Origin of the sequence: Undibacterium sp. WLHG33 (assembly GCF_049544815.1) — a bacterium.
Taxonomy (GTDB): Bacteria; Pseudomonadota; Gammaproteobacteria; order Burkholderiales; family Burkholderiaceae_D; genus Undibacterium.
Map to the genome: position 1 here is coordinate 1,507,654 of NZ_CP186697.1, position 21,521 is coordinate 1,529,174.

The 21,521-nt window shown below is 47.6% G+C and carries 21 protein-coding genes, 1 tRNA gene and 1 CRISPR repeat array; of the genes, 10 read left to right on the forward strand and 12 right to left on the reverse strand.

The features are described from left to right. Positions 1-2 precede the first annotated feature (2 nt). The 3 genes from cas1e (at position 3) to ACOTSW_RS06835 (ending at position 3,819) form a co-directional block, all read left to right on the forward strand. A complete protein-coding gene (cas1e, locus tag ACOTSW_RS06825; protein ID WP_423681793.1) occupies positions 3-914 on the forward strand; it encodes a type I-E CRISPR-associated endonuclease Cas1e in 912 nt (303 codons plus the stop codon). Then, a complete protein-coding gene (gene cas2e, locus ACOTSW_RS06830; RefSeq protein ID WP_423681795.1) occupies positions 895-1,197 on the forward strand; it encodes a type I-E CRISPR-associated endoribonuclease Cas2e in 303 nt (100 codons plus the stop codon). The genes cas1e and cas2e overlap by 20 nt, the downstream gene beginning before the upstream one ends. Positions 1,198-1,297: 100 nt before the next feature. Further along, positions 1,298-3,154: direct repeats of the CRISPR family, unit length 29 nt; unit sequence GTGTTCCCCATGCCCATGGGGATGAACCG. 368 nt (positions 3,155-3,522) lie between these two features. Further along, the gene (locus tag ACOTSW_RS06835) at positions 3,523-3,819 is read left to right on the forward strand and encodes a recombinase family protein (RefSeq protein WP_423681796.1); all 297 of its coding nucleotides are present in this window, start codon (positions 3,523-3,525) and stop codon (positions 3,817-3,819) included. A gap of 114 nt (positions 3,820-3,933) precedes the next feature. Here the strand turns inward: ACOTSW_RS06835 and ACOTSW_RS06840 are convergent, their stop codons facing one another. Together ACOTSW_RS06840 and ACOTSW_RS06845 are read right to left on the reverse strand one after the other, a co-directional pair. Continuing rightward, complete coding sequence (locus ACOTSW_RS06840; protein WP_423681798.1) at positions 3,934-5,181, reverse strand: type II toxin-antitoxin system HipA family toxin; 1,248 nt, start codon at positions 5,179-5,181, stop codon at positions 3,934-3,936. Next, the gene (locus ACOTSW_RS06845) at positions 5,165-5,503 is read right to left on the reverse strand and encodes a hypothetical protein (protein WP_423681799.1); all 339 of its coding nucleotides are present in this window, start codon (positions 5,501-5,503) and stop codon (positions 5,165-5,167) included. Before ACOTSW_RS06845 ends, ACOTSW_RS06840 begins: the two co-directional genes overlap by 17 nt. Positions 5,504-6,077: 574 nt before the next feature. Here ACOTSW_RS06845 and ACOTSW_RS06850 point away from each other — a divergent pair. The 3 genes from ACOTSW_RS06850 (at position 6,078) to ACOTSW_RS06860 (ending at position 8,872) form a co-directional block, all read left to right on the forward strand. After that, entirely contained in the window at positions 6,078-8,048 is a 1,971-nt protein-coding gene (locus ACOTSW_RS06850; RefSeq protein ID WP_423681800.1) for a DUF262 domain-containing protein, read from the forward strand. Between the two features lie 314 nt (positions 8,049-8,362). Continuing rightward, positions 8,363-8,584, forward strand: coding sequence for a TA system antitoxin ParD family protein (locus ACOTSW_RS06855; protein WP_423681802.1), 222 nt, complete (start codon positions 8,363-8,365; stop codon positions 8,582-8,584). A gap of 6 nt (positions 8,585-8,590) precedes the next feature. Continuing rightward, entirely contained in the window at positions 8,591-8,872 is a 282-nt protein-coding gene (locus tag ACOTSW_RS06860; RefSeq protein ID WP_423681803.1) for a type II toxin-antitoxin system RelE/ParE family toxin, read from the forward strand. Positions 8,873-9,098: 226 nt separating this feature from the next. Here ACOTSW_RS06860 and ACOTSW_RS06865 read toward each other — a convergent pair whose 3' ends face one another. The 3 genes from ACOTSW_RS06865 to ACOTSW_RS06875 all read right to left on the reverse strand — a co-directional run bounded on the left by ACOTSW_RS06865 (position 9,099) and on the right by ACOTSW_RS06875 (position 10,410). Continuing rightward, complete coding sequence (locus ACOTSW_RS06865) at positions 9,099-9,587, reverse strand: hypothetical protein (protein WP_423681804.1); 489 nt, start codon at positions 9,585-9,587, stop codon at positions 9,099-9,101. A 62-nt stretch (positions 9,588-9,649) separates the two neighbouring features. Further along, positions 9,650-9,976, reverse strand: a complete 327-nt coding sequence (locus ACOTSW_RS06870) for a hypothetical protein (RefSeq protein WP_423681805.1) — start codon at positions 9,974-9,976, stop codon at positions 9,650-9,652. Between the two features lie 14 nt (positions 9,977-9,990). Beyond that, a complete protein-coding gene (locus ACOTSW_RS06875) occupies positions 9,991-10,410 on the reverse strand; it encodes a hypothetical protein (protein WP_423681807.1) in 420 nt (139 codons plus the stop codon). A gap of 75 nt (positions 10,411-10,485) precedes the next feature. Between ACOTSW_RS06875 and ACOTSW_RS06880 the strand changes: the two genes are divergently transcribed. Beyond that, positions 10,486-10,908: a helix-turn-helix domain-containing protein gene (locus ACOTSW_RS06880; RefSeq protein WP_423681808.1), complete on the forward strand. Its 423-nt coding sequence runs from the start codon at positions 10,486-10,488 to the stop codon at positions 10,906-10,908. 63 nt (positions 10,909-10,971) lie between these two features. Further along, positions 10,972-13,344, forward strand: a complete 2,373-nt coding sequence (locus tag ACOTSW_RS06885; RefSeq protein WP_423681809.1) for a VIT domain-containing protein — start codon at positions 10,972-10,974, stop codon at positions 13,342-13,344. A gap of 458 nt (positions 13,345-13,802) precedes the next feature. Here the strand turns inward: ACOTSW_RS06885 and ACOTSW_RS06890 are convergent, their stop codons facing one another. The 3 genes from ACOTSW_RS06890 to ACOTSW_RS06900 all read right to left on the reverse strand — a co-directional run bounded on the left by ACOTSW_RS06890 (position 13,803) and on the right by ACOTSW_RS06900 (position 15,803). Next, complete coding sequence (locus tag ACOTSW_RS06890; protein ID WP_423681810.1) at positions 13,803-14,642, reverse strand: plasmid recombination protein; 840 nt, start codon at positions 14,640-14,642, stop codon at positions 13,803-13,805. Next, positions 14,642-15,079: a helix-turn-helix transcriptional regulator gene (locus tag ACOTSW_RS06895; protein ID WP_423681811.1), complete on the reverse strand. Its 438-nt coding sequence runs from the start codon at positions 15,077-15,079 to the stop codon at positions 14,642-14,644. The genes ACOTSW_RS06890 and ACOTSW_RS06895 overlap by 1 nt, the downstream gene beginning before the upstream one ends. A gap of 647 nt (positions 15,080-15,726) precedes the next feature. Then, positions 15,727-15,803 (reverse strand) — tRNA-Pro (locus ACOTSW_RS06900). Positions 15,804-16,040: 237 nt separating this feature from the next. Here ACOTSW_RS06900 and ACOTSW_RS06905 point away from each other — a divergent pair. Continuing rightward, positions 16,041-17,165 carry a M14 family metallopeptidase gene (locus ACOTSW_RS06905; RefSeq protein WP_423681812.1) on the forward strand — a complete coding sequence of 375 codons (1,125 nt, stop codon included), beginning with the start codon at positions 16,041-16,043 and terminating at the stop codon, positions 17,163-17,165. A 135-nt stretch (positions 17,166-17,300) separates the two neighbouring features. Beyond that, positions 17,301-17,771 carry a CYTH domain-containing protein gene (locus ACOTSW_RS06910; protein WP_423681813.1) on the forward strand — a complete coding sequence of 157 codons (471 nt, stop codon included), beginning with the start codon at positions 17,301-17,303 and terminating at the stop codon, positions 17,769-17,771. An 82-nt stretch (positions 17,772-17,853) separates the two neighbouring features. Here ACOTSW_RS06910 and ACOTSW_RS06915 read toward each other — a convergent pair whose 3' ends face one another. From ACOTSW_RS06915 to ACOTSW_RS06930, 4 genes are all read right to left on the reverse strand, one after another. After that, a complete protein-coding gene (locus ACOTSW_RS06915) occupies positions 17,854-18,306 on the reverse strand; it encodes a MaoC family dehydratase (RefSeq protein WP_423681814.1) in 453 nt (150 codons plus the stop codon). A 1-nt stretch (position 18,307) separates the two neighbouring features. Further along, positions 18,308-18,781, reverse strand: coding sequence for a MaoC family dehydratase (locus ACOTSW_RS06920; protein ID WP_423681815.1), 474 nt, complete (start codon positions 18,779-18,781; stop codon positions 18,308-18,310). 219 nt (positions 18,782-19,000) lie between these two features. Continuing rightward, positions 19,001-20,140 carry an acyl-CoA dehydrogenase family protein gene (locus ACOTSW_RS06925; protein ID WP_423681816.1) on the reverse strand — a complete coding sequence of 380 codons (1,140 nt, stop codon included), beginning with the start codon at positions 20,138-20,140 and terminating at the stop codon, positions 19,001-19,003. 10 nt (positions 20,141-20,150) lie between these two features. Next, complete coding sequence (locus ACOTSW_RS06930) at positions 20,151-21,341, reverse strand: acyl-CoA dehydrogenase family protein (RefSeq protein WP_423681817.1); 1,191 nt, start codon at positions 21,339-21,341, stop codon at positions 20,151-20,153. Between the last annotated feature and the right edge of the window lie 180 nt (positions 21,342-21,521).

Here is a 21,521-nt window from a genome sequence, read left to right on the forward strand (position 1 = left end):
TGATGCTTCCGCCTTTAAAGCCCATTCCGATTAAAGAGCGGCTATCTGTACTGTACGTCGAAAAATGTCAGCTCGACGTACTCGACGGAGCCTTTGTTGCCGTAGACGTTACAGGTGTACGTATGCACATTCCAGTTGGTGGCGTTGCCTGCCTGATGCTGGAGCCTGGTGTCCGCGTCTCCCACTCAGCTTGTGCGCTGGCTGCGCGTGTTGGCACCTTGCTGGTATGGATAGGGGAAGGGGGCGTCAGGGTCTATTCATCGGGGCAGCCGGGTGGTGCACGTGCCGATCGTTTGCTGTATCAGGCGAAATTAGCGCTCGATGACGATGCGCGCCTGAAAGTAGTCAGAGCGATGTACAAATTACGTTTTGGTGAAGCCCCCCCACAACGACGCAGCGTAGAACAACTGCGTGGCATCGAAGGCGCCAGAGTCAGGGCATCGTATCAGCTGCTTGCCCAGCAGTATGGGGTAGATTGGAAAGCACGCAATTATGACCGTCAGGATTGGGATGCGGCAGATATACCCAATCGCTGTCTTTCTGCTGCGACTTCGTGTTTGTATGGCGTGACAGAAGCAGCGGTTCTTGCTGCCGGTTATGCACCGGCAATTGGTTTTATCCATAGCGGAAAACCACTCTCTTTTGTCTACGATATTGCTGACTTATATAAATTTGATACGGTAGTTCCGATCGCATTTAGCGTCGCTGCCAAGCCCAGTCAGAATCTTGAGCGTGAGGTGAGGATACGCTGCCGCGACGCATTTCGACAAAGCAGGCTGCTCGAACGCATTATTCCTGATATAGAAACCATTCTTTCTGCGGGTGGGCTTACTCCACCAGAATTACCCGAAGAATCCATTCCTCCTACAATCCCTAACCCAGAGAGTATCGGCGATGTTGGTCATCGTTCTTGAAAATGCGCCACCACGTTTGCGTGGCAGGCTTGCTATCTGGTTGCTGGAAATTCGTGCCGGTGTCTATATTGGCAATTATTCCCGACGTCTTCGCGAACACATCTGGGATCAGGTCACCGAAGGAATCGAAGAAGGGAATGCAGTCATGGCTTGGCGCACCAACAATGAAGCAGGATTCGATTTTGTCACAACAGGCAGCAATAGACGAATCCCTGTTGAAATGGATGGTACAAAACTCGTGTCATTTTTACCTGAACTAAGTGACGTAAATCGTCAAAATTAAGTAAGTCAGCGATCTTTAAAAATTCAGAAAAACGCAGAAAAAATTCGGTAGAATTGCGGAGCTCTTTTTTGTCCTTAATAATCAATCGATTATATTTGGTGTGTTCCCCATGCCCATGGGGATGAACCGGTCCCGACCCCGATCGCAAACCGTATGACATCGTGTTCCCCATGCCCATGGGGATGAACCGGGCAGTGCGTCTGGTCGCCAGTTGACTATCAAGTGTTCCCCATGCCCATGGGGATGAACCGATTGACTCCAGGCACCTTATTCACATTCAGCAGTGTTCCCCATGCCCATGGGGATGAACCGGATTCACAAAATCTCTCCACTTGCTGATTTGTGTGTTCCCCATGCCCATGGGGATGAACCGTCCCTGTCGAAGCCGAGCCTGTAACATCACTTGTGTTCCCCATGCCCATGGGGATGAACCTACACACAGTGTAGAGAAGCTGAACCCGGGCAAGTGTTCCCCATGCCCATGGGGATGAACCGATAACTGCAATGTTTTTGAATTTTCGGCAAACGTGTTCCCCATGCCCATGGGGATGAACCGGTGGCCGAGCTGGGGGAAGATTAATTGCTGAGGTGTTCCCCATGCCCATGGGGATGAACCGTTTGTCTGTCGTCGATGCTGGATGTGTTGATTGTGTTCCCCATGCCCATGGGGATGAACCGTTATAGTCAGAAAGCATCTTCTATAAACAATGGTGTTCCCCATGCCCATGGGGATGAACCGTTTGCGGGTGCGACGGTGGCGGGTTTTCAGGCGTGTTCCCCATGCCCATGGGGATGAACCGACCTGTGATTCACAGGTCTTTTTACTTTGGCTGTGTTCCCCATGCCCATGGGGATGAACCGCTGATTTTGGCTGGATTGATCGCGGGATAAATGTGTTCCCCATGCCCATGGGGATGAACCGCGCCCTTGCTGCTCTGGTAAAAAACCGAATAGGTGTTCCCCATGCCCATGGGGATGAACCGTATCGCGCTCGCGCCGTCCGCAGAGTATTAATGTGTTCCCCATGCCCATGGGGATGAACCGCCTAAACTACGCTGCAAACCGCATGGAATATAGTGTTCCCCATGCCCATGGGGATGAACCGTCATTTGGTCAATATTCACGGGTAACGATCACGTGTTCCCCATGCCCATGGGGATGAACCGCCTTGCCACCTTTGGGAACCCATGCTTATCAGGTGTTCCCCATGCCCATGGGGATGAACCGTTGTCGTCGTACGTTCGGACGCGGGCGTGGTGTTCCCCATGCCCATGGGGATGAACCGCCGATTTAATTGGGCGTCAAATTGGAGTTAAGGTGTTCCCCATGCCCATGGGGATGAACCGTTTTTCGGGAAAATGTCACCGTCATCGCTTAAGTGTTCCCCATGCCCATGGGGATGAACCGTCAAGATTTGCGTTATATGGCTGCTCCAGATAGTGTTCCCCATGCCCATGGGGATGAACCGTTTGACCCGACGGTCAATTTTGGCCATCTGCTGTGTTCCCCATGCCCATGGGGATGAACCGAGAACCCACCCAGCCTAACAGAGTCCATCCTAGTGTTCCCCATGCCCATGGGGATGAACCGTGATTTTTTTCCAGTAAAGGAAGGTGAGTGATGTGTTCCCCATGCCCATGGGGATGAACCGCATAATGTCGCCCAATCGCACATTACGATGTCGTGTTCCCCATGCCCATGGGGATGAACCGCCTCGATCCGCATTCGTCGGCGTTCAGGTATCGTGTTCCCCATGCCCATGGGGATGAACCTTCTGGCCAACCAGCGTGGCGTGCCAACCAGCTGTGTTCCCCATGCCCATGGGGATGAACCGACGAATTACAGTTGGCCGATTTTCGCGGCGTTCGTGTTCCCCATGCCCATGGGGATGAACCGCTGCGTCACGGAAAACTGCCCGTCCGCGCATCGTGTTCCCCATGCCCATGGGGATGAACCTCAATCCGGATCTGTACACAAATCAGGGCTAATGTGTTCCCTGTAACGTGTGGCTGAAAGTATGTTTTTCACCACGTCTATCTCACCGGCAATGGCATTTGCAAAAAGGGTCTGCAAATTTGGAATCTGCAATAACTGAGGTTGCCTGCAAATGAGATCAATCACCTGTTTAGTTGATTCCAGTTGATAAATTTCTTGAGCTGGCTCGTCTTCAATATTGAGTGGCGCTATATATTCACGGTGAATAGATAAATCTGCGCTTTGGATAGGTCCAGATTCAGGTAAAAGAACAGCGTCAGAAAGTGGAAACCCTACAGAGACATAGGGGTCGGTGTTTTCTGATGGAGCAATATTGAGTGCGCGCCAACAGTGATCGTTCTTCAGCTTGGAAAACTTGACCTGACTTCTCCAGCCGGAAAATTGATGCTGAATATGTTGGCCGCCGTTGCTGAAATGGAGCGGGACTTATTAGTTGAACGCACTCAAGCTGGGCTGGCACGTGCAAAAGCTGAGGGTAAGGTGCTTGGTCGGCCAACGAAAACCAATGATGAACAACGAGAGCAAATAATTAGTCTTCATAAGCAGGGAGCGTCAATCAGCTCGTTAGCGCGAAATTACGGTATTTCGCGAGCGAGCGTAATGAGAATTACAGGAGCTTTATCTTGATCCTGACCAATTCGATTAGCACTATCGGTGGCTTTATTTTGGTGCAAACTGAACCAAGTAGTTTTCTTGCGAGTGCCTTGCCTGTTTCCTTTCTCGATGGTTTGCGAAGCGATCTTATGCTTTTAGGATGGCAATATTCTCCCGCATACGCGCACGGAGCAACTCTTGCCACTCTGGCTCCAGCCAGTGTACAACTTGGTCGAAACCGTTGAAGATGCGCATCAGTAGCGCATCAAGATAGGCGCTAGCCTCGTCACTGTTGTCGAAACCAAAACGATGGGCATCGGCCAACACTGCTGAGCGGGAAATATCGAAACGCCCGGTTGACAGTTGTAGTGTCAACGTGCGTGGTGTCTCAACCGGATTAGGTACGACATCGAAAGCGGGTGCCAAGCGCCAGCGCCGCTGCTCGTGTTTGTACACAACCGCATGATTTCGAACATGGTCATCGTCATTTCCGCACACGGCGTTGAAAACCATGCGGCCAAACAGCTCGCGCCTATCCTCAACCGGAGCACCTATGATGCGCAGCTCCTCCGCCAAGCGCGGATAGCTCCAGAGGGCGGTTTGCGTGAGCTTGTCCGGATACTCTGCCTGCAGCAGGGAGGCTGCACTGACACACATCAAGCGACGGCTTCCGATTCGGTCATAGCGAAGTACGCGCACTGCACTGTGACCCTCCGTCGCAGGATGCAGAACAGTTGCTGCGAAATCCAAACCGCTTGCCACTCCCCATTGCTGGCCGACATGCTCAAGGGAAGGAATATCAGCAATATCGCTGGCTATCCTAGGCTTGACTAGCCAGTACTGTCCCTCATCGTCTTGCACAGTCGCCTTCGGTCGGGCTCCGCCCACGCTGGCAGTTTGTACCAGACGTCGGCGAAGTCGAGCGTCGACCGCCGGGCGTTGCGCGCTCATGGCGGCCAATTCTTGCACCAATAGCGGTAGCTGGAGTAACTTCGGATGGGACAACTGCGCCACCGAAGGAGTGGGTTTTGTACCTACAGCGAGTGCGCCCCAGCGGTCAGCGTTGTTGGCCAGAATCAGATATCGTTCCAGAGGCGTGCCTTCTGATAGATTGTGTTCTCGCCTGAGTAGCGCTTGGCCCCAGGAATCAGGACAAGCGTCTCGCAGTACATCGTGCAGACCATTGTAGCGGGGCGCTGGCCGATCGTCTTCCGGACGAAACGGTAAGTTGACGGGGTCAATCGTCCAAGTGAGGTCTGCATCGACATAACTTGGGGCGTACTTGAACCTACCAGCACCTGCCGCGGGTCCTGCAAGGTAGCGTCCGACCGTGACCCATTCTTCATTGTCCGGACGCTGCAAATAAATATACAAAGGCTTAGAAGTATTCAGCATCTTCTTCGCCTCCTTGTTCTTGTCGGCTCAGCTTTACTCTACGATGTGGCGTGTCGGACCACAGGGTTGATGCCAGCGCAGGTGTTGTTTCGTCCATCACGCCCAGAATCAGTAGTGCAGAGAGGTATGCGCCAGCAGCGGTGCCTGGGTCGCCTCGTTCCATGCGGCGTAAGGTAGCCTCTGAAATGCTCATGCGCGCGCACAAGTCGGCAGCCGTGATGCGCTGGCGCAAGCGTTGCGTATGGATACAGCGCCCCCAAGTACTCAGGCGTTCCCGTACCAAAGTTGGCACCGTATCCGTGTTCAAGAGCTTTTTAGGCATATATAAAACCCCTCATAAAAAGTGTATTGTAGATCATAATATGATTTTTATGAGGGGTTCTCGATGTGGGCGACAATTACGAATGACTGGTAATGCAGGATAACCCCTCGTATACAGGGGCACCAAAAAGAATAGCCACATTCGTTTTCGGAACTGAGCGCGTCATTCAGGGCGGGCTATACAATAAAGACAGACGTTCCCTCAACGCCAAGGACAGCTCCGATAGTGACATCATACCTATCGAAAGTGTCCGTCATTAATGGGGAAGGCCATTTTAATTTGTAGAATGATTTTCCGTTGCTTAAAAAAAGTTTCTTTTCGTCCCTTTGGGGAGAGGCGGTAAGATAGCGAGACTTACCGCAGAAAGATCAATATGGAAACCGTGAAATTATCAAGTAAAGAGCAAATCGTTATTCCGAAGACGATGCGGGGCGATAGCCATGGCCTACTGGCCGGATCGCGTGCGTGAGAAGTAAGACTGACAAATCTCTCGCCATCGCGCATGGTCTGGAAGAGTTGTAGATAGAGCTAGAACCTAAAGTGAAAAACACAACGAAAAAGAGAAAAAATTCAAATGAGTGAAATCGCTACACGAGACTTCGGTGCGCAATTGTTGACGCTGCCATCTATATTTAAAAATCGTTTGTTCACGATTCCTGATTATCAACGTGGTTATGCATGGGATGAAAAAGAAGTTAAAGAAATGTTGAAAGACATCGATCATCTCATTAACGATGGTATTGAAATGCGGCATTACACGGGAACCTTAGTGTTAAGCCAGCCTAAAGATGTAGCGCAAGGCGAATATCACGTAGTCGATGGTCAGCAACGATTAACGACCTTGGTGACTTTGCTCTCTTTACTGGCAGGCCATCTACCAGAAGCGGAACGAGACGAATTCCGTGAAATGTACATTCGTCGTGGCCCACAAGGTAGTGACCGATCTGTATTGCGTTTGAATTCTGACACCCGTTTGTTCTTTGAACGTGTAGTGATGGGAGACGGGAATGCGGCAAATGAACCATTGACGCTCGAAGCGCACGAGCGCTTATTGAATGCACGTAAAGTCATTAATACGTGGTTGGGTGACCGCATCAGCTCAAAAATTTCGATACAAGTAATTCGGCACGCGATTGAAACAGAACTTGGCTTTTTAGTTTACGCACCTAAAGAGGATGCTGAAACGGGCATTATGTTTGAAGTGATCAACAACAGAGGCAAGCTGTTAAGTGAATTGGAAAAAGTCAAAAATTATCTAATCTATTGTTGTGTGAAGCTGCAGGCGACAACTTTACGTGAGACGATCAATAGTGATTGGTCAGATATTCTGAGAAATTTGAATACAGCTGGAAAGACGACGCAAGCCGAAGAGGGGGCTTTCTTACGGTATTGTGTTGTTGTTCATTTTAAGTTGAATAAAACGGATAGCCAGTACGGTTACGCCGAACTCAAGAAACGGCTGCTTGTTGATGAAGCAGTGAGTTCATTAGATTTGACGCAAAGTTTGATTAAGGTAATGGCTGATTTTGTTTCTTTCATGAAGACTGCTGCATTGTGGTATGCCCGCTTATACGGACAGCAACATACGAATCTCGATGCCAACCTGAAACCAATCTTAGATCAAATCCGGGCGCAAGGGCAACATGCGTCGATTATGCCTTTGTTTCTCTCTTTGGTAATCAAATTAGATGGTAAAGGCAGTCGCTTGATTGGCCTTTTGAGTCTTTTGGAAATACTCAATTTCCGTGTCTATATGACGCGAAATATGACTGGACGAAACGATACTGGGCAAGGTGATCTTTATTATTTCGCGTCGCGTTATTATCACGATGAGTTGTTGAAGGATTTCTCTGATGAAGACAGAGTGATTGGCCGCGAAGTAATCGACAATGAAGACGACGCGTTGGAGTTTCGTCTAACGCAGTTTATTGATTGGATGGCACCGGATACTTTATTTAAAGAGTCTTTTTCCCTTCAACAAGATAGCCCGGACGATTTCTACAAATGGGGCGGTTTGCGTTATTTTTTGATGAATTATGAAGCAGAATTGCAGCCGAACAAGACCATTCAAATTGACAAAATAAGATTGTCTCGCAGCGAGGGTAAAACGGCGGATTATCTATCTGTAGAACATCTTTGGGCGACTGATAATAGGAATAGTGCCGGTGAAAATGATCGTAAGGTTGATCGATTCGAAAAACGACGTTTAGGTAATTTTTGTTTACTTGAACTTCGATTGAATATTCAAGGAACCAATGACGGCATTTCGGAAAAAATTCTACGGTACATAGACGGCTCCAGCGATGGGCAAGCTACCGACTTAGCGCAGGTAAGAAGAATGGCAAAAGATGCCAAGAACATTTTTAAAGACTTGGAAGATTGGACGCGAAGCAAAAATTATTATCTTGAAGTTCATAAAAGACTCAACGAAAAACAAGAGGAGCGCTACATAAAATTTGCAGAGAAACGCTGGTCAATTAAAAATAATCTTGGCTACAAGTACTTGCAGAAACTTTCAAAAGAAGATGTTGTGGGGGATGACTGATGGGTATTGTTGAATTTATTCAAAATACGGTTCTTCGCCCACGCTTACAGAAAACTGGCAGTTTGGTCGTTTATGATTCAGCTGGGATATACCAAGATGCTTGAGCGGACTTGCAGATGCAAAGCTGTTGGTTGTCGATGCTTCAAAGAGTAGCATCGAGAGCTGGGTTGCCACCTAACTGGTCGGTATTCGGTGTGCTTCAACACGAGGACGTATGATTTTTTCTGGTGATCTGGTTGTTAAGAGATGCAAAGAGTTGTATTAGGTAACCTCTTAAACTATGATGTGATTATCGTAAATAAAAGGGGAATCTTATGGGTGTTGTCGTAAAACTATCTGACGAATTAATTTCATTGGCACAACCATACGCAACTGTTGGGCATCGTTCTATTCCGAAACAAATAGAGTATTGGGCAAGACTTGGAAAGGCCGCAGAGGACAATCCAGACCTTCCAGTCGCATTCATCCGTGATGTGATGCTTTCTGAGGCGGAAGCTAATGCCGGACAGCTTACTGATTATAAATTCGGGGTGTGATTGACGATGGAAATTAAAGTAACACCGTCATTCACTCGATCAATTAAGAAGTTACACGCACGGGATAAGCTGACACTTGATGATGCGATTAACGATATTGTGAAAAATCCTTATATCGGAGCGCAGAAGAAGGGGGATTTATCAAAAATCCTGGTTCACAAGTTTAAGATAAGCAAGCAAGAAGCTTTGCTTGTTTATAAGTTAGAGCCAAGTCGAGATAATCCGGAAGTGCTTGTGTTGGTTCTACTTGGTACGCATGAGAATTTCTATCGGGAGTTGAAGCAATAATTCAAGAAGTCAGAAACTCTGCAGATGACGCACCATGACGCCGACATGCCCGTCAATACGTCGTATCAGCTAACGCCCGAAGCGACCATAAGCAATCATTTGCAGAGGTTGTTAAATTTACGAAAATAGAATGATGCTGTCAACAAAAATTAAGTTGAAAACGGAAAACTACATTACTTCGTCATGTGCAACGTGGTTTCTGACCTTGATTCTGTGTAGAGCTACATCATTTTTTCATAGACAGCGACTTGGCGAGAGTTATAACGCTAAATATGATCATGCCTGACGCTGTCATCATCAGACATATAGCTTCAGTGCCGCTCAATGCGCCGCAAGTTGTCTGTGCAATTTGCCATTGGGATTGCGGCATTCTCATATCGAGGTGGTACATGCCATCAAGGAATAAGTGAGATAGTGTGCCGAAAAACGCGGAAAACAATAAGACTGGAAGACTGACCTCTGCCTGCGTATATCTGGCAGGGCGAATGCGCTCCCATGCAATCCATAGTCCAACAGAGAGTAATGCAATGGCGATTGCAGAAGGGAGATTGTGAGTTAACTCGTGCAAGTCCTCTTTTGACTGCATGAACATTTTATATCCAGGCTCAATGTCGATGAGCACCTGAGATAGGGTAAATACCATCAGAGAAAAACGCTTCCGTAGTACTGATTTGGCGAGAATTCCTGCGCCTAAATGAAAGGGAGTAAAGGGCATAAATAGAGACTGGATGATGTTGGTAAATTTCAGAGTTATGGATCAATTTTTATTTAAGCAATTTAATCTAGCCCCCATTGTTTGATTGATCGCACAAAATTATTCTCTGTTGTGATTTCGCATATGCTGCGATCAAACGCAAAAAATCCATGGAATGCGGCAATAAATTTGTGCTGGTTGTTGTCATCTACAAAGAAGACTGACATTCTTGGGTCAGCACCGAAGGAAATAGCTTTCTCTTTTATTCCATTATCTGGCGAGTTGATGGCAACGGAGTTGCAAAATGCAGTACTCGCTTTGCTGGCTTGCCGCTTTTGGTAAGTGCCAAACGCTACCAGCGTTGCAAATAAGCTGACGATCACAATCGCGCCTTTCGTTAAATAGTTCACAGAGTTTTTTATCTTCACGTCATTCTTGCATTCACGATGGCGCGCCAAAGTTCTGTAAGTGATCCGTTAAATCTCCAGATCATTGCGCAGCTAAAGTACAAGCCGGTGGAAGCGAGCAGGTTTTCATAACGGATCATGGTGTTGCCGATGAGAGTGTGATAAACCCAGTAGCAGCCATCTACTGACCAATACCAGGCAAAAATGGCACCGACAATCGGCCATGATAATTTTCTTTCGCGGTAGCTCTTCAGTATTGTCCTAATGCACCATGGAGCACTCAGGTACGTCGAAAAACCCATTACAAAGCAGATGCCGATATCCCAGTCGCTGAATTGATAGTGAATCGCACCCCAGATCAGCCAGCTCATACCCACCGCGAAGGTGAGTAGTTTCCAGGGGCGCAGCACGTCTGCAAGATATAAGGTTTGATTCATAGCATTACTTTCACTTAAATCGGGTAGGTTTTGTGAAGCTTGATTATATACAGTTAAAGTGTTTTAATATTATGTATGAATAAAACAACTTCTACTTCTCCGGAAGAATTTACGCTCGCAGATCTTTGTGTTCTGGCCGATTTGCCAGTTCGCACCGTGCGTTATTACGTGCAGATCGGTTTAGTGGATAAACCGTATGGGGAAACACGTGCCGCCAGATATCGCACTCATCATCTTGAGCAACTGCTGCTTGTTAAAAAATGGACTGCTGCCGGAGTTTCGCTCGATCGGATTCGTGAACTCTTACATGGCGAAGATCCACCCGTTCCGGCAAAACCATACGCCGCTGGCAGCATAGAAGTCCGCAGTCACCTGACAGTAGCGAATGGCATTGAGATCGTGATTGAGCCAGGGCGCGCTGGTTTAACGCCAGAACAGGTTCGGGAATTCGTGCGCAGTGTGATGCAGGCCTATGCTGATCTGATTGAAAAAAATTAAGTTCTGTTCCTCAATCGAGTTTTTTTGCTCTTTGAAATATCAATGTGTATGTAAGGGAAAGAGATGAATACGCTTCAACATGCCTGCCTGAAAACGACGAGTGGTAAAGAGTTCATACTAGAAAGTATTCGCATGAGCGGCGACGTGCGAGGCCTGATGCTCGACATGCAGATGACGCAACAGTTTTATAACCACATGTCCTCCCATGCCGAAGTGATTTATACCTTCCCATTGCCGTGGGGCGCGGTCTTGCTGAGCGTTGAAGTGACTCTCGGAGAGAGAAAACTGACGGGTATCGTGGTCGAGAAGAAACAGGCCGAAGTTGAGTATGAGGAAGCGCTATCGTCTGGCGACACAGCGGTAATGCTGGAAAAAAATTCCGACCACAGTTATAGCCTGAATCTCGGAAATCTTGCGCCGAAAGAGCACTGCAGCATCTTTATCCGGTACGCACAAACACTGCAATTTGAACAGCAAGGCTTGCGTTTATTAATTCCGACCGTGATCGCGCCGCGCTATGACGGCAGTAAATCCTATGTGTCGAAGAGATCAGATATTCCCGAATATCTGATACCTCGACATACTTTGGCGGCTGACTATCCCTTCGACATCGAACTTCGGCTGCACGACGTGCTCGCACAGGCACGAATTGCCTCACCCAGTCATCTGGTAGCGCAGAAAAACCGGGGTGGTATTGCTTATATATCACTTAGTCGTCAGGGAACCTTAGATAAAGATTTTGTATTGGTATTGGATCAGCTTTCTGATAACGCGGTCGTCGCTATCGGGCCAGATTATGTCAATGCCGAGCGACATGTCATGCTGGCCAGTTTTTACCCTCAGATCCCACAAAATACGAGTGCAAATATTTCGGTAAAAATTCTGGTTGATTGTTCTGGCTCAATGGCCGGTGACAGTATTTCTGCAGCTCGCCGGTCATTACAGTCGATTATAGAGAATTTGATCGATGGTGATCGCTTTAGCCTCAGTCGTTTCGGTAATCACGTAGAACATCGCTCACGTGCAATGTGGAAGTCAGCGCCAGCGAGTAAAGCTGCCGCACAGCGTTGGATAGATGGGCTTGAGGCAGATTTAGGCGGTACTGAAATGGAGGCCGCACTCAATTCTACTTTCGATCTGAATGATAAGTTGCAGAGTGATGTTTTACTGATTACGGATGGTGATATTACAGATATAACGAGCGTCATTCTTTCCGCTAAAAAATCCGGACACCGGTTATTCATTGTTGGCGTCGGTAATAGTCCTGCTGAGAGTCACTTGCGTCGGCTGGCTGATGCGACAAAAGGTGCGTGTGACTTTGTTGCGACTAGCGAAGCTGTCGAACCGGCGGTTTTGCGGATGTTCAACCGCTTACGTTCACCGCATTTCGACACAATAACCTGTGTCTGGCCAGAAGAGTGCACCCCAATCTGGACATCAGAAAACATGAGTACGCTGTTTGAGGGCGATACTTGCCATGTGTTTGCAATGCTTGCACAAAAACCGAGAGGGGTCTTGCAACTGCTCGGCCAGCGAGCGGGAAGTACATCTCCGGAACTGCTTGGAAAAATCGATATGTCATCCGTGACAACGACGGATGTTCAACTGTCGCGAATAGCTGCTAACGCCAGACTGAATGCTTCATCGTTCATCAGCCCTGACAACGCTGAAGCAGAAAAAATCGCATTAGATTATCAACTGGTGACAGCGCATACGAACTTCTTATTAATTCATGAACGGCCGGAGTCGGAGAAAGCGAACGATATGCCGACGCTATATCAAGTGAAACATATCGTACCAGCAGGTCATAGCGGAATAGGACAAACAAGATTGAGAACGATCGATCCTTTGGTAGTCGATTCCGGAAGTTACAAGGCAGCTGTGTTCCGTCGAGAGTTAGTCAGCGATAGGATAAAGACTTCAGAAACTTTTACGGATTATGATATCCCAGCCTTCCTCCGAAAAAAGCCGGATGATGCAGAGAAGGCGTTTGAGCCACAGCATGTGTATGTTGCGACTCCGGGACTAAGCTTATCACCTTCGGGATTGCTTTGCTTGTTAGACGCCACACCAGATAGAGATTGGCTGATCAGCTTCAATGATTTGCGTGATCTTAAACTGAGCGATAGCGTGATTGATTGGTTAGAGTTCGTCGTAATGCCTCAATTCCCTTGGGCAACCGAAAGTAACATCGTTACCAGTTTCATCTATGCCGTGTCGAGGATGGACGCTTGTCGTGTTTTGCCCGAACAAACCAACAATAAAGTGGATATCCGGTCATTCTTCAAACGGTTCAAAAAAAATCCAGGGCAGTCATTACCTCAGAAGGTCAGTCCACATGTCGATATGAAGATCGTCGAAGAAATACAGCGTCTGCTCAAAGGAATTCAGCCACAACAATGGCCTGTTGAATTTAACGATTTTGTTGATGCTTAAAACTTTTTAACAAGAATATTTGAAGAGATAACGGGCCCAGATTTAACAGTTAATTGACCTAGTATTTGTAACTGTCAGATTAGATTAAATCGGCACTAATACACATTGAACCAGTGAGGCTTCGGAGCAAGGTTCCCGTTCTTGCTATCGCGTCCGGCGCTCTCTCGTTTGTTGCACTACCGACTAAACCGGAACGGTAGCCACGATGGATTCGAGCCGAAGCCAATGTGAACTATACATAAATATTTCGCAAATTGACATCCCATCATTCTGTTGCGAATGATGGGATGTCACCTGCTATCTATCTTTGCAACGTAGCAAATAATATTTGCCATTGGTGCGCGTGATGATTTGCTTGCGTACTATCTGCGTACCTTGGCTTGCGTACCTTCAAAACTCATACTGAAACATTAGAATGCCTCGAACGTATGAGGCAGGTTAGGGGCACTCATTAGCATCTAGCTATCAGACAGCCTTGGTCTAGGGTGGGGCTGTTTATCTGGTTTGACTTTGGAGGTCATAATGCCCACGAATGTTTGTTTTCTAGGTTTAGGTGGCTTCTTGCATTGAGCATTGCCAATGAGACCAGCAAGCTTATAGGGATTTTTTTCGATGACAGCTAAGAGTTCATCTTTAATCTCCATGTCATTCAGGAGCTTTGGGTTAGCAACGATTTTATCAACTGCTTCAGATGCGATTTGTTTAGTTTTAACTATATCAAGCTTGTCTCGTTTGGTTAACTCCATCCCATACTTTTTGCCAACTACAGCATAGCAACTCTCGCGCATTTTATTAATTTGACTGCGATTGCCCATTACTACGTGACCTTGTAGCTTTCCATCGACCAATGGCAGCAGTATCACGTGAATATGTGGTGTTGATTCATCCCAATGCACTACTGCCGAGAGAATAGGGAGGTTTGGGAAGTGTGACTCGACCCACAACACAAAGTCTTCGAAGCATGCGTTGCCGTTGAACGCAAATCGGTTTGGTAATGAAAAAACCAATTCCACACCGCGTATGTTATCGACACGTTTGACTTTAGCATTTGCCTCGGCCATTAATCGCTCGCTCTCCTTTGCAATCTCCCACGCGGTCGATTTTCCACGCAATATCCGGTTGAGATGACTGAGTTTTGAATTGATATGACTCGTCGAATCAGGCTGCAACTCTGCGTTGATTTCACGTAGATTATGTTTAGCCGCCTTATGAAGTATTTCTGGATCATTTTTGGTTCGATAATTTTTTCCAAGCTTTTGCATCCGTAACACTAAGTTTGTTTGGATAGATGGCTTCATTACGCCTTCCTTCCTAATTGGAGGATCCATGCATCAACCTCGTGCTCATAAAACCCTATCGCTCGTTCGAGTAGTTGTAATCTTTGCGGGAAGCGCCCGTCCTCGATGAGGTTATAGATCGTACTTCGCGAAAGTCCAACCTTCTTGATGACTTCTTTTAAACGGATCACACGAGGTTCTTCATCTTTGGAGGATCTTTGATCTTGTGCGTTTGGAGCTGACTCAGCGAGTGCCTTCTGTTTTTTCCTACCAGTTGCGCCAGCATGCGAACACATTCCATTTGAGATGGTTAGTGTTGCTATTTCTTCCGCTAGTTTTGATAAACCGTGTCGCTGACGACGAGTTGTCATTGCCATTTCATGCACAAACGGTAAATAAGATGTACCAGAAACTTCAAAAGTAATCATTTGAAAAATGTCTTCAAGAACAACCAACAAAACAGGTGTCCACTATGGCTACCTGCTGTGATCTGGAAAACAGTGTAAAAGCACTTTTTGAATAACTTAGATTTTAGATTCTGTCGTATTTTTACCAAACTAAAATCTAAGATTTTGAATTTCTTATGTATATGAACTCTGCTACTCAATGTATTAAGAGCATCAGGAATTTGTCAGAGCGGAAAGAGTGTAGGGCGAGATCAAATCCTAGAATTAATTTCTCTAGATTGTATAAATGACTAGTCTTAGGAAAATTCAGGCGTGTGCACAAAAAGAGATTAGTTTGATTGCGCTCAGTCCGTTTACGAGTGTTGTGACTACGTTTGATTGTGTATGAAAGATTGCAACCGCTAACAGAGCATAGTGGTTGGTTATTTTCGCTGTTTATTTAAAGCGGTAGATTTTGTCCGGTTGGATGATTTGATGTTCATGCGGAAATAGGGTGAAATCGAATGCACAAAATGTGTTTGCTTAATGTTACTACCAGCCCCGTAAGCATATTTATTGAAGATTGTTTTCCAATAGCGCCAGAACTTGCATTAGTACTTCAATTCAGAGTCTCCGATTTTTTCTTACCAAACCTCTTACCAAATGCCACAAAATAAAAAAGACTTACAAACCTTAAATTTGTAATTCCTTGATTTTATTGGTCGGGACGGTGTGATTCGAACACACGACCCCTTGCACCCCATGCAAGTACGCTACCAGGCTGCGCTACGCCCCGACTCCGAGCCAAAGATTATAGTGCATGAATGGCGTTTTTACCATGCTTGCCAGTGACGTCGTGCAGAAAATCCCCAAAAGAATTTAACAATTTATTTTGAAAATCTGACTAAAATATTTTCATATTTTCTGAAAAGCTGTAAAAATACGGTCACACAGGTCGTATGCGTGTATTTATGACTTTGCTGGTCGTGAATTGGCGCTACGGTAGGGAATAAAACCAAACAATATAAATATGATGACAATAAAAATCAGTCAGAATTTCGACGCGGGAGCGATCGAGGTCGTGAGAGCAGAACAGGCGGGGGCAATCGATCTGAAGTTGCGTAAAGATTCACATGCCGATATCTGGCAATGGTTTCATTTCCGTTTGCAAGGTGCGCGTCATCAGGAAACAGTGATGCGTATTCTGAATGCAGGTGAGGCGACTTATGCCAAGGGCTGGGAAAATTATCGTGCGGTTGCTAGTTATGACCGTGAAACCTGGTTCCGCGTTGATACGGAGTATGATGGCAAGGTGATGACGATACGTCATACGCCCGAATATGACAGCGTGTATTACGCGTATTTCGAGCCGTACAGCTGGGAACGTCACCTCGATTTGCTGAGCAGTGTGCAGCATTCTCCGTTGGCACTGGTGGAAGATCTCGGCAACACTGTCGATGGCCGGGATTTGAATATGGTCGTCGTTGGTGACCCGGCTGCTGAGAAAAAGGTCTGGATTGTTGCTCGTCAGCATCCGGGCGAAACGATGGCAGAATGGCTGGTCGAAGGTATGCTGGGCGCTTTGCTTGATCAGGCGAACCCAATTGCACGCAGTATTCTGCAAAAGGCCGTGCTGTATATCGTGCCAAATATGAATCCTGATGGCGCTGCGCGAGGCAATCTGCGTACGAATGCGGCTGGTGCCAATCTGAATCGCGAGTGGATGACGCCATCACTGGAAACCAGCCCTGAAGTTTTCCACGTCAAAAACAAGATTCACGAAACTGGCTGTGATCTGTTTTTGGATATTCATGGCGACGAGGCTTTGCCGTACGTATTTGTGGCAGGTAGTGAAATGATTGAAGGTTTCACTGAGAAGCAGGCAAAAGAGCAGCAAGTGTTTGTTGATAGCTTCTGCGCTGCCAGCCCTGATTTCCAGACCAAATTTGGTTATGAAGCATCGAAATACAATGAAGACATGTTGAAGCTGGCTTCCAAGTATATTGGTCACACCTTTAAATGTGTATCGCTGACACTGGAATTACCGTTCAAAGACAATGCGAATTTGCCGGATGCAGAAACCGGATGGGATGGTGCTCGTAGTATCAAACTGGGTGAGGCGATGTTACAGCCGATTCTGGCTTCCTTGAATAGCTGATACGACTTATCAATAAAGAAAAAGACACCGGCAGTATTTGCGCGGTGTCTTTTTTTTCGTGCATAGTCTTTTACAACGCTAAAAGCAGGGAAAATACTGGTTTGATATGACGCAAAGCAATAAGGTAAAAAGGACATGGGGATAGAAATAGAACGTAAGTTTCTCGTCGTTGGCGATGAGTGGAAGCAGCAGGGCGTGGCGACTTATTTGCGTCAGGGCTACATCAGCGCTGAGCCCGGGCGTATCGTGCGCGTGCGGATTGACGGTGATACTGCGATGCTGACGATTAAAGGCTTGTCGACAGGTATTGCCTGCGGTGAATGGGAGTATCCTATTCCTGTGGCGGACGCGCAGGCTTTGCTTGATCAGGTATGTCGGCAACCATTGATAGAGAAAAACCGTTACCGGATTCTTATTGGCGAGCTGGTCTGGGAGGTTGATGAATTTTTTGGTGACAACGCTGGCTTAGTGGTTGCGGAGGTGGAATTGCAATCCGAAGATCAGGTATTTGAACGACCTGCATGGCTGGGGGAAGAAGTCAGCCATGATCGTCGCTACGCGAATGCGAATTTGCTGAAGCAGCCTTACAGCTCGTGGGCGAAGTAATGTCTCGGTTTGAATGATGGAGATGGAAAATGGCAAATCGTGAACGCTGATTTGCCATTTTTTGAGCTTAAAATTTTCCTGATCAATAACAACGCGCAATCGACTCTGCAACGCAGACTGGCTTGTCGCTGCCTTCACGTTCTATGCTGACTTCCCACGTCATTTGCGCACCGTCTTTAATGTCATCGATTTGCAGTAGTGTCAGGTGCGCCCGCAAACGGCTGCCGACCGGCACCGGAGCCGGAAAGCGTACTTTATTCAGTCCATAATTCACGCCCATTTTGACGTAACTGAGATGCAACGCATTTTCCATCAGCATAGGCAATAAAGAGAGCGTCAGGAAACCGTGGGCAATCGGACCACCAAACGGGGATTCTTTTTTTGCCCGTTCGACGTCGATGTGTATCCATTGATGATCGCCAGTGGCATCGGCAAAGGTATTGACTCGCTCCTGTGAGATACTGATCCAGTCTGAGCTTGCTACCTGAGCGCCAACCAGCGATTTGAGTTCTGCGAGGGATTTGATTTCACGCATATCATGCTCCTGATGCTTGCGGGCGGCGACCAAACATACCCATACCTTTGATGGTGCAGACGAGCTGACCATTCTGATTGACGGCCTTCCAGACGGTGTTGACGACACCGCGATCTGGTTTCGAGGAAGACGGTTTGACGGAAACAGTTTCGGCGCTGACAGTCAGTGTATCGCCGGGCCGTACTGGTAGTATCCAACGCACTTCGTCCACCCCGGGTGAACCCATGCTCGACGAATCAGCAATGAAACCATCGACCACCATACGCATGATCATGCTGCAGGTGTGCCAGCCGCTGGCGATGACACCACCGAAGATGGATGCTTTGGCGGCTTCCTTGTCGATGTGAAAAGATTGTGGATCGAATTGCTGTGCAAAGTGGATAATTTCTTCTTCGGTGACAGTGCGCTGTCCGAGCGGAATCACGTTGCCGGGAATGAAGTCTTCAAAATACCAGGTGAATTGTTTGGTCGTCATGCGGTCTCCTTGATGACATTATTTTTATTCGGTTTTTATCTGATTTTTTAGCATTTTTTGAGCATACTCTGAGTATTCATGCGCTTCACAGCGGCTTTTTCCTCTGTCCGGCGCATGAATATTCAGGTGTTGTCTTTCCTATCGCTGCTCAAACGATATTCGCCGCACTGGTGTGACGAACATAGAAAAAAAGTCCCGAGCAGGGTCGGGACTTTTTTATCATGCAGCGTTTTTAAAACCAGGCTGTGCAACGAAGCGGGCCAGATGATGATCGGTGTCGCCAAGCGACAGCTCTATCATGGTCAGTCGTTTGAACATGTGCGCGACCGGTAATTCATTGGTCACCCCCATGCCGCCATGTAATTGCACCGCCTGCTGGCCTATATATTTCGCAGCCTGACCGATACGCGCTTTGGCAGCCGATAAGGTGCGGCGACGTTCTTCCGCATTGCCAGACGACACTTTAACGGCAGCCAGCGTTGCCATTGAGCGCGCCTGTTCCATTTCCATGAACATATCTGCCATCCGGTGTTGCAGTACCTGGAATTTGCCGATAGGGACGCCGAATTGCTGACGGGTTTTCAGATATTCCAGCGTTGCCGAGGTGATCGCTTCCATAATGCCGATCGCTTCTGAGCACAGCAAAGAAACACCGTAGTCGGAGACTGCATCGAGTAATTCCCAGCCGCCATCTTCGCGGCCAAGCAAGGCTATCGCAGGAAGCTGAACGTTGGTAAAACTGATGTCCGCAGCACGGTAACCATCGATGGTGCGGTAATCCTGACGCGTTACACCTGCGGCATTGGCATCGACAATAAATAACTGTATGCCGCTCTTGTCTCGTGCAGCACCGCTGCTACGCGCTGAAACGATCAATTTATCGGCCTGTGCACCATGTAATACCACGGTTTTTTTACCGTTCAGCGTATAGCCATCGCCAGCTTTTGTTGATGTCGTTGCGATATCGCTTAAATCGTGGCGTGATTGTTTCTCATGCAGGGCCACCGCGAGTTTGATTTCTCCGCCAGCAACCTGTTCCAGCACGTCGAAATGCGCTTTTGCCTGCTTCAGAAACTCAGCTGCAAACACGGTTGCGAAATACGGTTCGATGACCAGGCCGCGTCCAAGTTCTTGCATCACGACCATCATGTCGATCGCGCTGCCGCTGAATCCACCCTGATCTTCAGGAATAGGCAGGGCTGTCGCCCCGAGTTCTGCCAGTGCTGACCAAGCCTCTGCTGATATGCCTTCAGTGGAAGCGATGATATGTTTGCGTTCTTCAAAGCCGTAGTCTTTTTCTACCCAACGACGGACTGCTTCGGCAAATTGTGTCTGTTCCTGTGTTAATGCGAAATCCATGGTGCTCTCCTCACAGTCCTAAAATCATTTGGGTAATGATATTTTTTTGAATCTCGTTAGAACCACCATAAATGGAGGTCTTACGGAAGTTGAAGTAGTAAGCGGCGAGGGCAGCAGCATCGTCGTCATCCATAATGCTGTGCTCATTCTCGCCTTCGAGGAAAGCCGGATCAAACGGCTGCGCATACGGGCCGACTGCTTCGACCATTAATTCTGTCAGTCGCTGTTGTATCTCTGTACCTTTGATTTTCAGTAACGATGCTTCCGGCCCCGGACGGCCACTATCTTGAGAAATCACCCGCATCACTGTAATTTCCAGCGCCATGATTTCGATTTCCAGACTCGCGACTTTATTCGCATACACGGGATCATCGATCAGCGGTTGTCCATTTTTATGATGTTCCGCAGCGATACGTTTTAGGAATTGCAATTCGCGTTTTGCCCGGCCAACCGCGGCGATATTCGTGCGCTCATGTCCGAGCAGATATTTTGCGTAAGTCCAGCCTTTGTTTTCTTCGCCGATCAGGTTTTGTACAGGTACTTTGACGTTGTCGAAGAACACTTCATTCACTTCATGATCTTCGTCGAGCATGATGATAGGGCGTACGGTGATACCCGGGGTTTTCATGTCGATCAGCAGGAAAGAAATACCTTCTTGCTTGCGACCGTTAGGCTCTGTGCGTACCAGACAGAAAATCATGTCAGCGTGCTGCGCCAGCGTGGTCCAGGTTTTCTGACCATTGACAATGTAATGGTCGCCGACACGTTCAGCACGGGTTTTTAGTGATGCGAGATCTGAGCCGGAACCTGGTTCTGAGTAACCCTGACACCACCAGTCATCGCAATTCAGGATACGCGGTAGGTAATAGTCTTTTTGTGCCTGATTACCAAACGCCATGATGACCGGTGCCACCATATTCACGCCGAATGGCAGGATCGCAGGCGTGCCTGCGCGCGCGCATTCTTCTTCGAAAATATGACGTTGCGTCGGCGTCCAGCCGGTACCGCCATATTCTTTTGGCCAGCCTGTGGCAACCCAGCCCTGTTTTGCCAGTATCTTGTGCCAGCGGACGAAATCTTCTCTGGATAAGCGTTTGTGGTTCAATACCTTTTGCTGCAGGTCAGTCGGGAGGTTTGCTTCCAGATAACTGCGCACCTGATCCCGGAAGGCGATATCTTCCGGTGTGTAATTCAAATCCATATTGTCTCCTGAGGTTGAATGCCTGGATGATTGACGGTTTTTTCTTACTGACTGATTAATGCACTTTGATCATTTCTTTCTGATTTTGACTCTACACGGCAGATCCGTTTCAGATTGAAATTTAAAAAAGCACGACCGTTCAGAACTTATTGTACAACGGATTTAAATTTTGGTGACTGC

Excerpts from the sequence above, each read along its gene's own strand:
- cas1e (WP_423681793.1), top strand. The coding sequence starts at position 3 with ATGCTTCCGCCTTTAAAGCCCATTCCGATTAAAGAGCGGCTATCTGTA.
- cas2e (WP_423681795.1), top strand. The coding sequence starts at position 895 with ATGTTGGTCATCGTTCTTGAAAATGCGCCACCACGTTTGCGTGGCAGG.
- ACOTSW_RS06840 (WP_423681798.1), bottom strand. The coding sequence starts at position 5,181 with ATGCTGAATACTTCTAAGCCTTTGTATATTTATTTGCAGCGTCCGGAC.
- ACOTSW_RS06845 (WP_423681799.1), bottom strand. The coding sequence starts at position 5,503 with ATGCCTAAAAAGCTCTTGAACACGGATACGGTGCCAACTTTGGTACGG.
- ACOTSW_RS06850 (WP_423681800.1), top strand. The coding sequence starts at position 6,078 with ATGAGTGAAATCGCTACACGAGACTTCGGTGCGCAATTGTTGACGCTG.
- ACOTSW_RS06855 (WP_423681802.1), top strand. The coding sequence starts at position 8,363 with ATGGGTGTTGTCGTAAAACTATCTGACGAATTAATTTCATTGGCACAA.
- ACOTSW_RS06860 (WP_423681803.1), top strand. The coding sequence starts at position 8,591 with ATGGAAATTAAAGTAACACCGTCATTCACTCGATCAATTAAGAAGTTA.
- ACOTSW_RS06865 (WP_423681804.1), bottom strand. The coding sequence starts at position 9,587 with ATGCCCTTTACTCCCTTTCATTTAGGCGCAGGAATTCTCGCCAAATCA.
- ACOTSW_RS06875 (WP_423681807.1), bottom strand. The coding sequence starts at position 10,410 with ATGAATCAAACCTTATATCTTGCAGACGTGCTGCGCCCCTGGAAACTA.
- ACOTSW_RS06880 (WP_423681808.1), top strand. The coding sequence starts at position 10,486 with ATGAATAAAACAACTTCTACTTCTCCGGAAGAATTTACGCTCGCAGAT.
- ACOTSW_RS06885 (WP_423681809.1), top strand. The coding sequence starts at position 10,972 with ATGAATACGCTTCAACATGCCTGCCTGAAAACGACGAGTGGTAAAGAG.
- ACOTSW_RS06890 (WP_423681810.1), bottom strand. The coding sequence starts at position 14,642 with ATGAAGCCATCTATCCAAACAAACTTAGTGTTACGGATGCAAAAGCTT.
- ACOTSW_RS06905 (WP_423681812.1), top strand. The coding sequence starts at position 16,041 with ATGACAATAAAAATCAGTCAGAATTTCGACGCGGGAGCGATCGAGGTC.
- ACOTSW_RS06910 (WP_423681813.1), top strand. The coding sequence starts at position 17,301 with ATGGGGATAGAAATAGAACGTAAGTTTCTCGTCGTTGGCGATGAGTGG.
- ACOTSW_RS06915 (WP_423681814.1), bottom strand. The coding sequence starts at position 18,306 with ATGCGTGAAATCAAATCCCTCGCAGAACTCAAATCGCTGGTTGGCGCT.
- ACOTSW_RS06920 (WP_423681815.1), bottom strand. The coding sequence starts at position 18,781 with ATGACGACCAAACAATTCACCTGGTATTTTGAAGACTTCATTCCCGGC.
- ACOTSW_RS06925 (WP_423681816.1), bottom strand. The coding sequence starts at position 20,140 with ATGGATTTCGCATTAACACAGGAACAGACACAATTTGCCGAAGCAGTC.
- ACOTSW_RS06930 (WP_423681817.1), bottom strand. The coding sequence starts at position 21,341 with ATGGATTTGAATTACACACCGGAAGATATCGCCTTCCGGGATCAGGTG.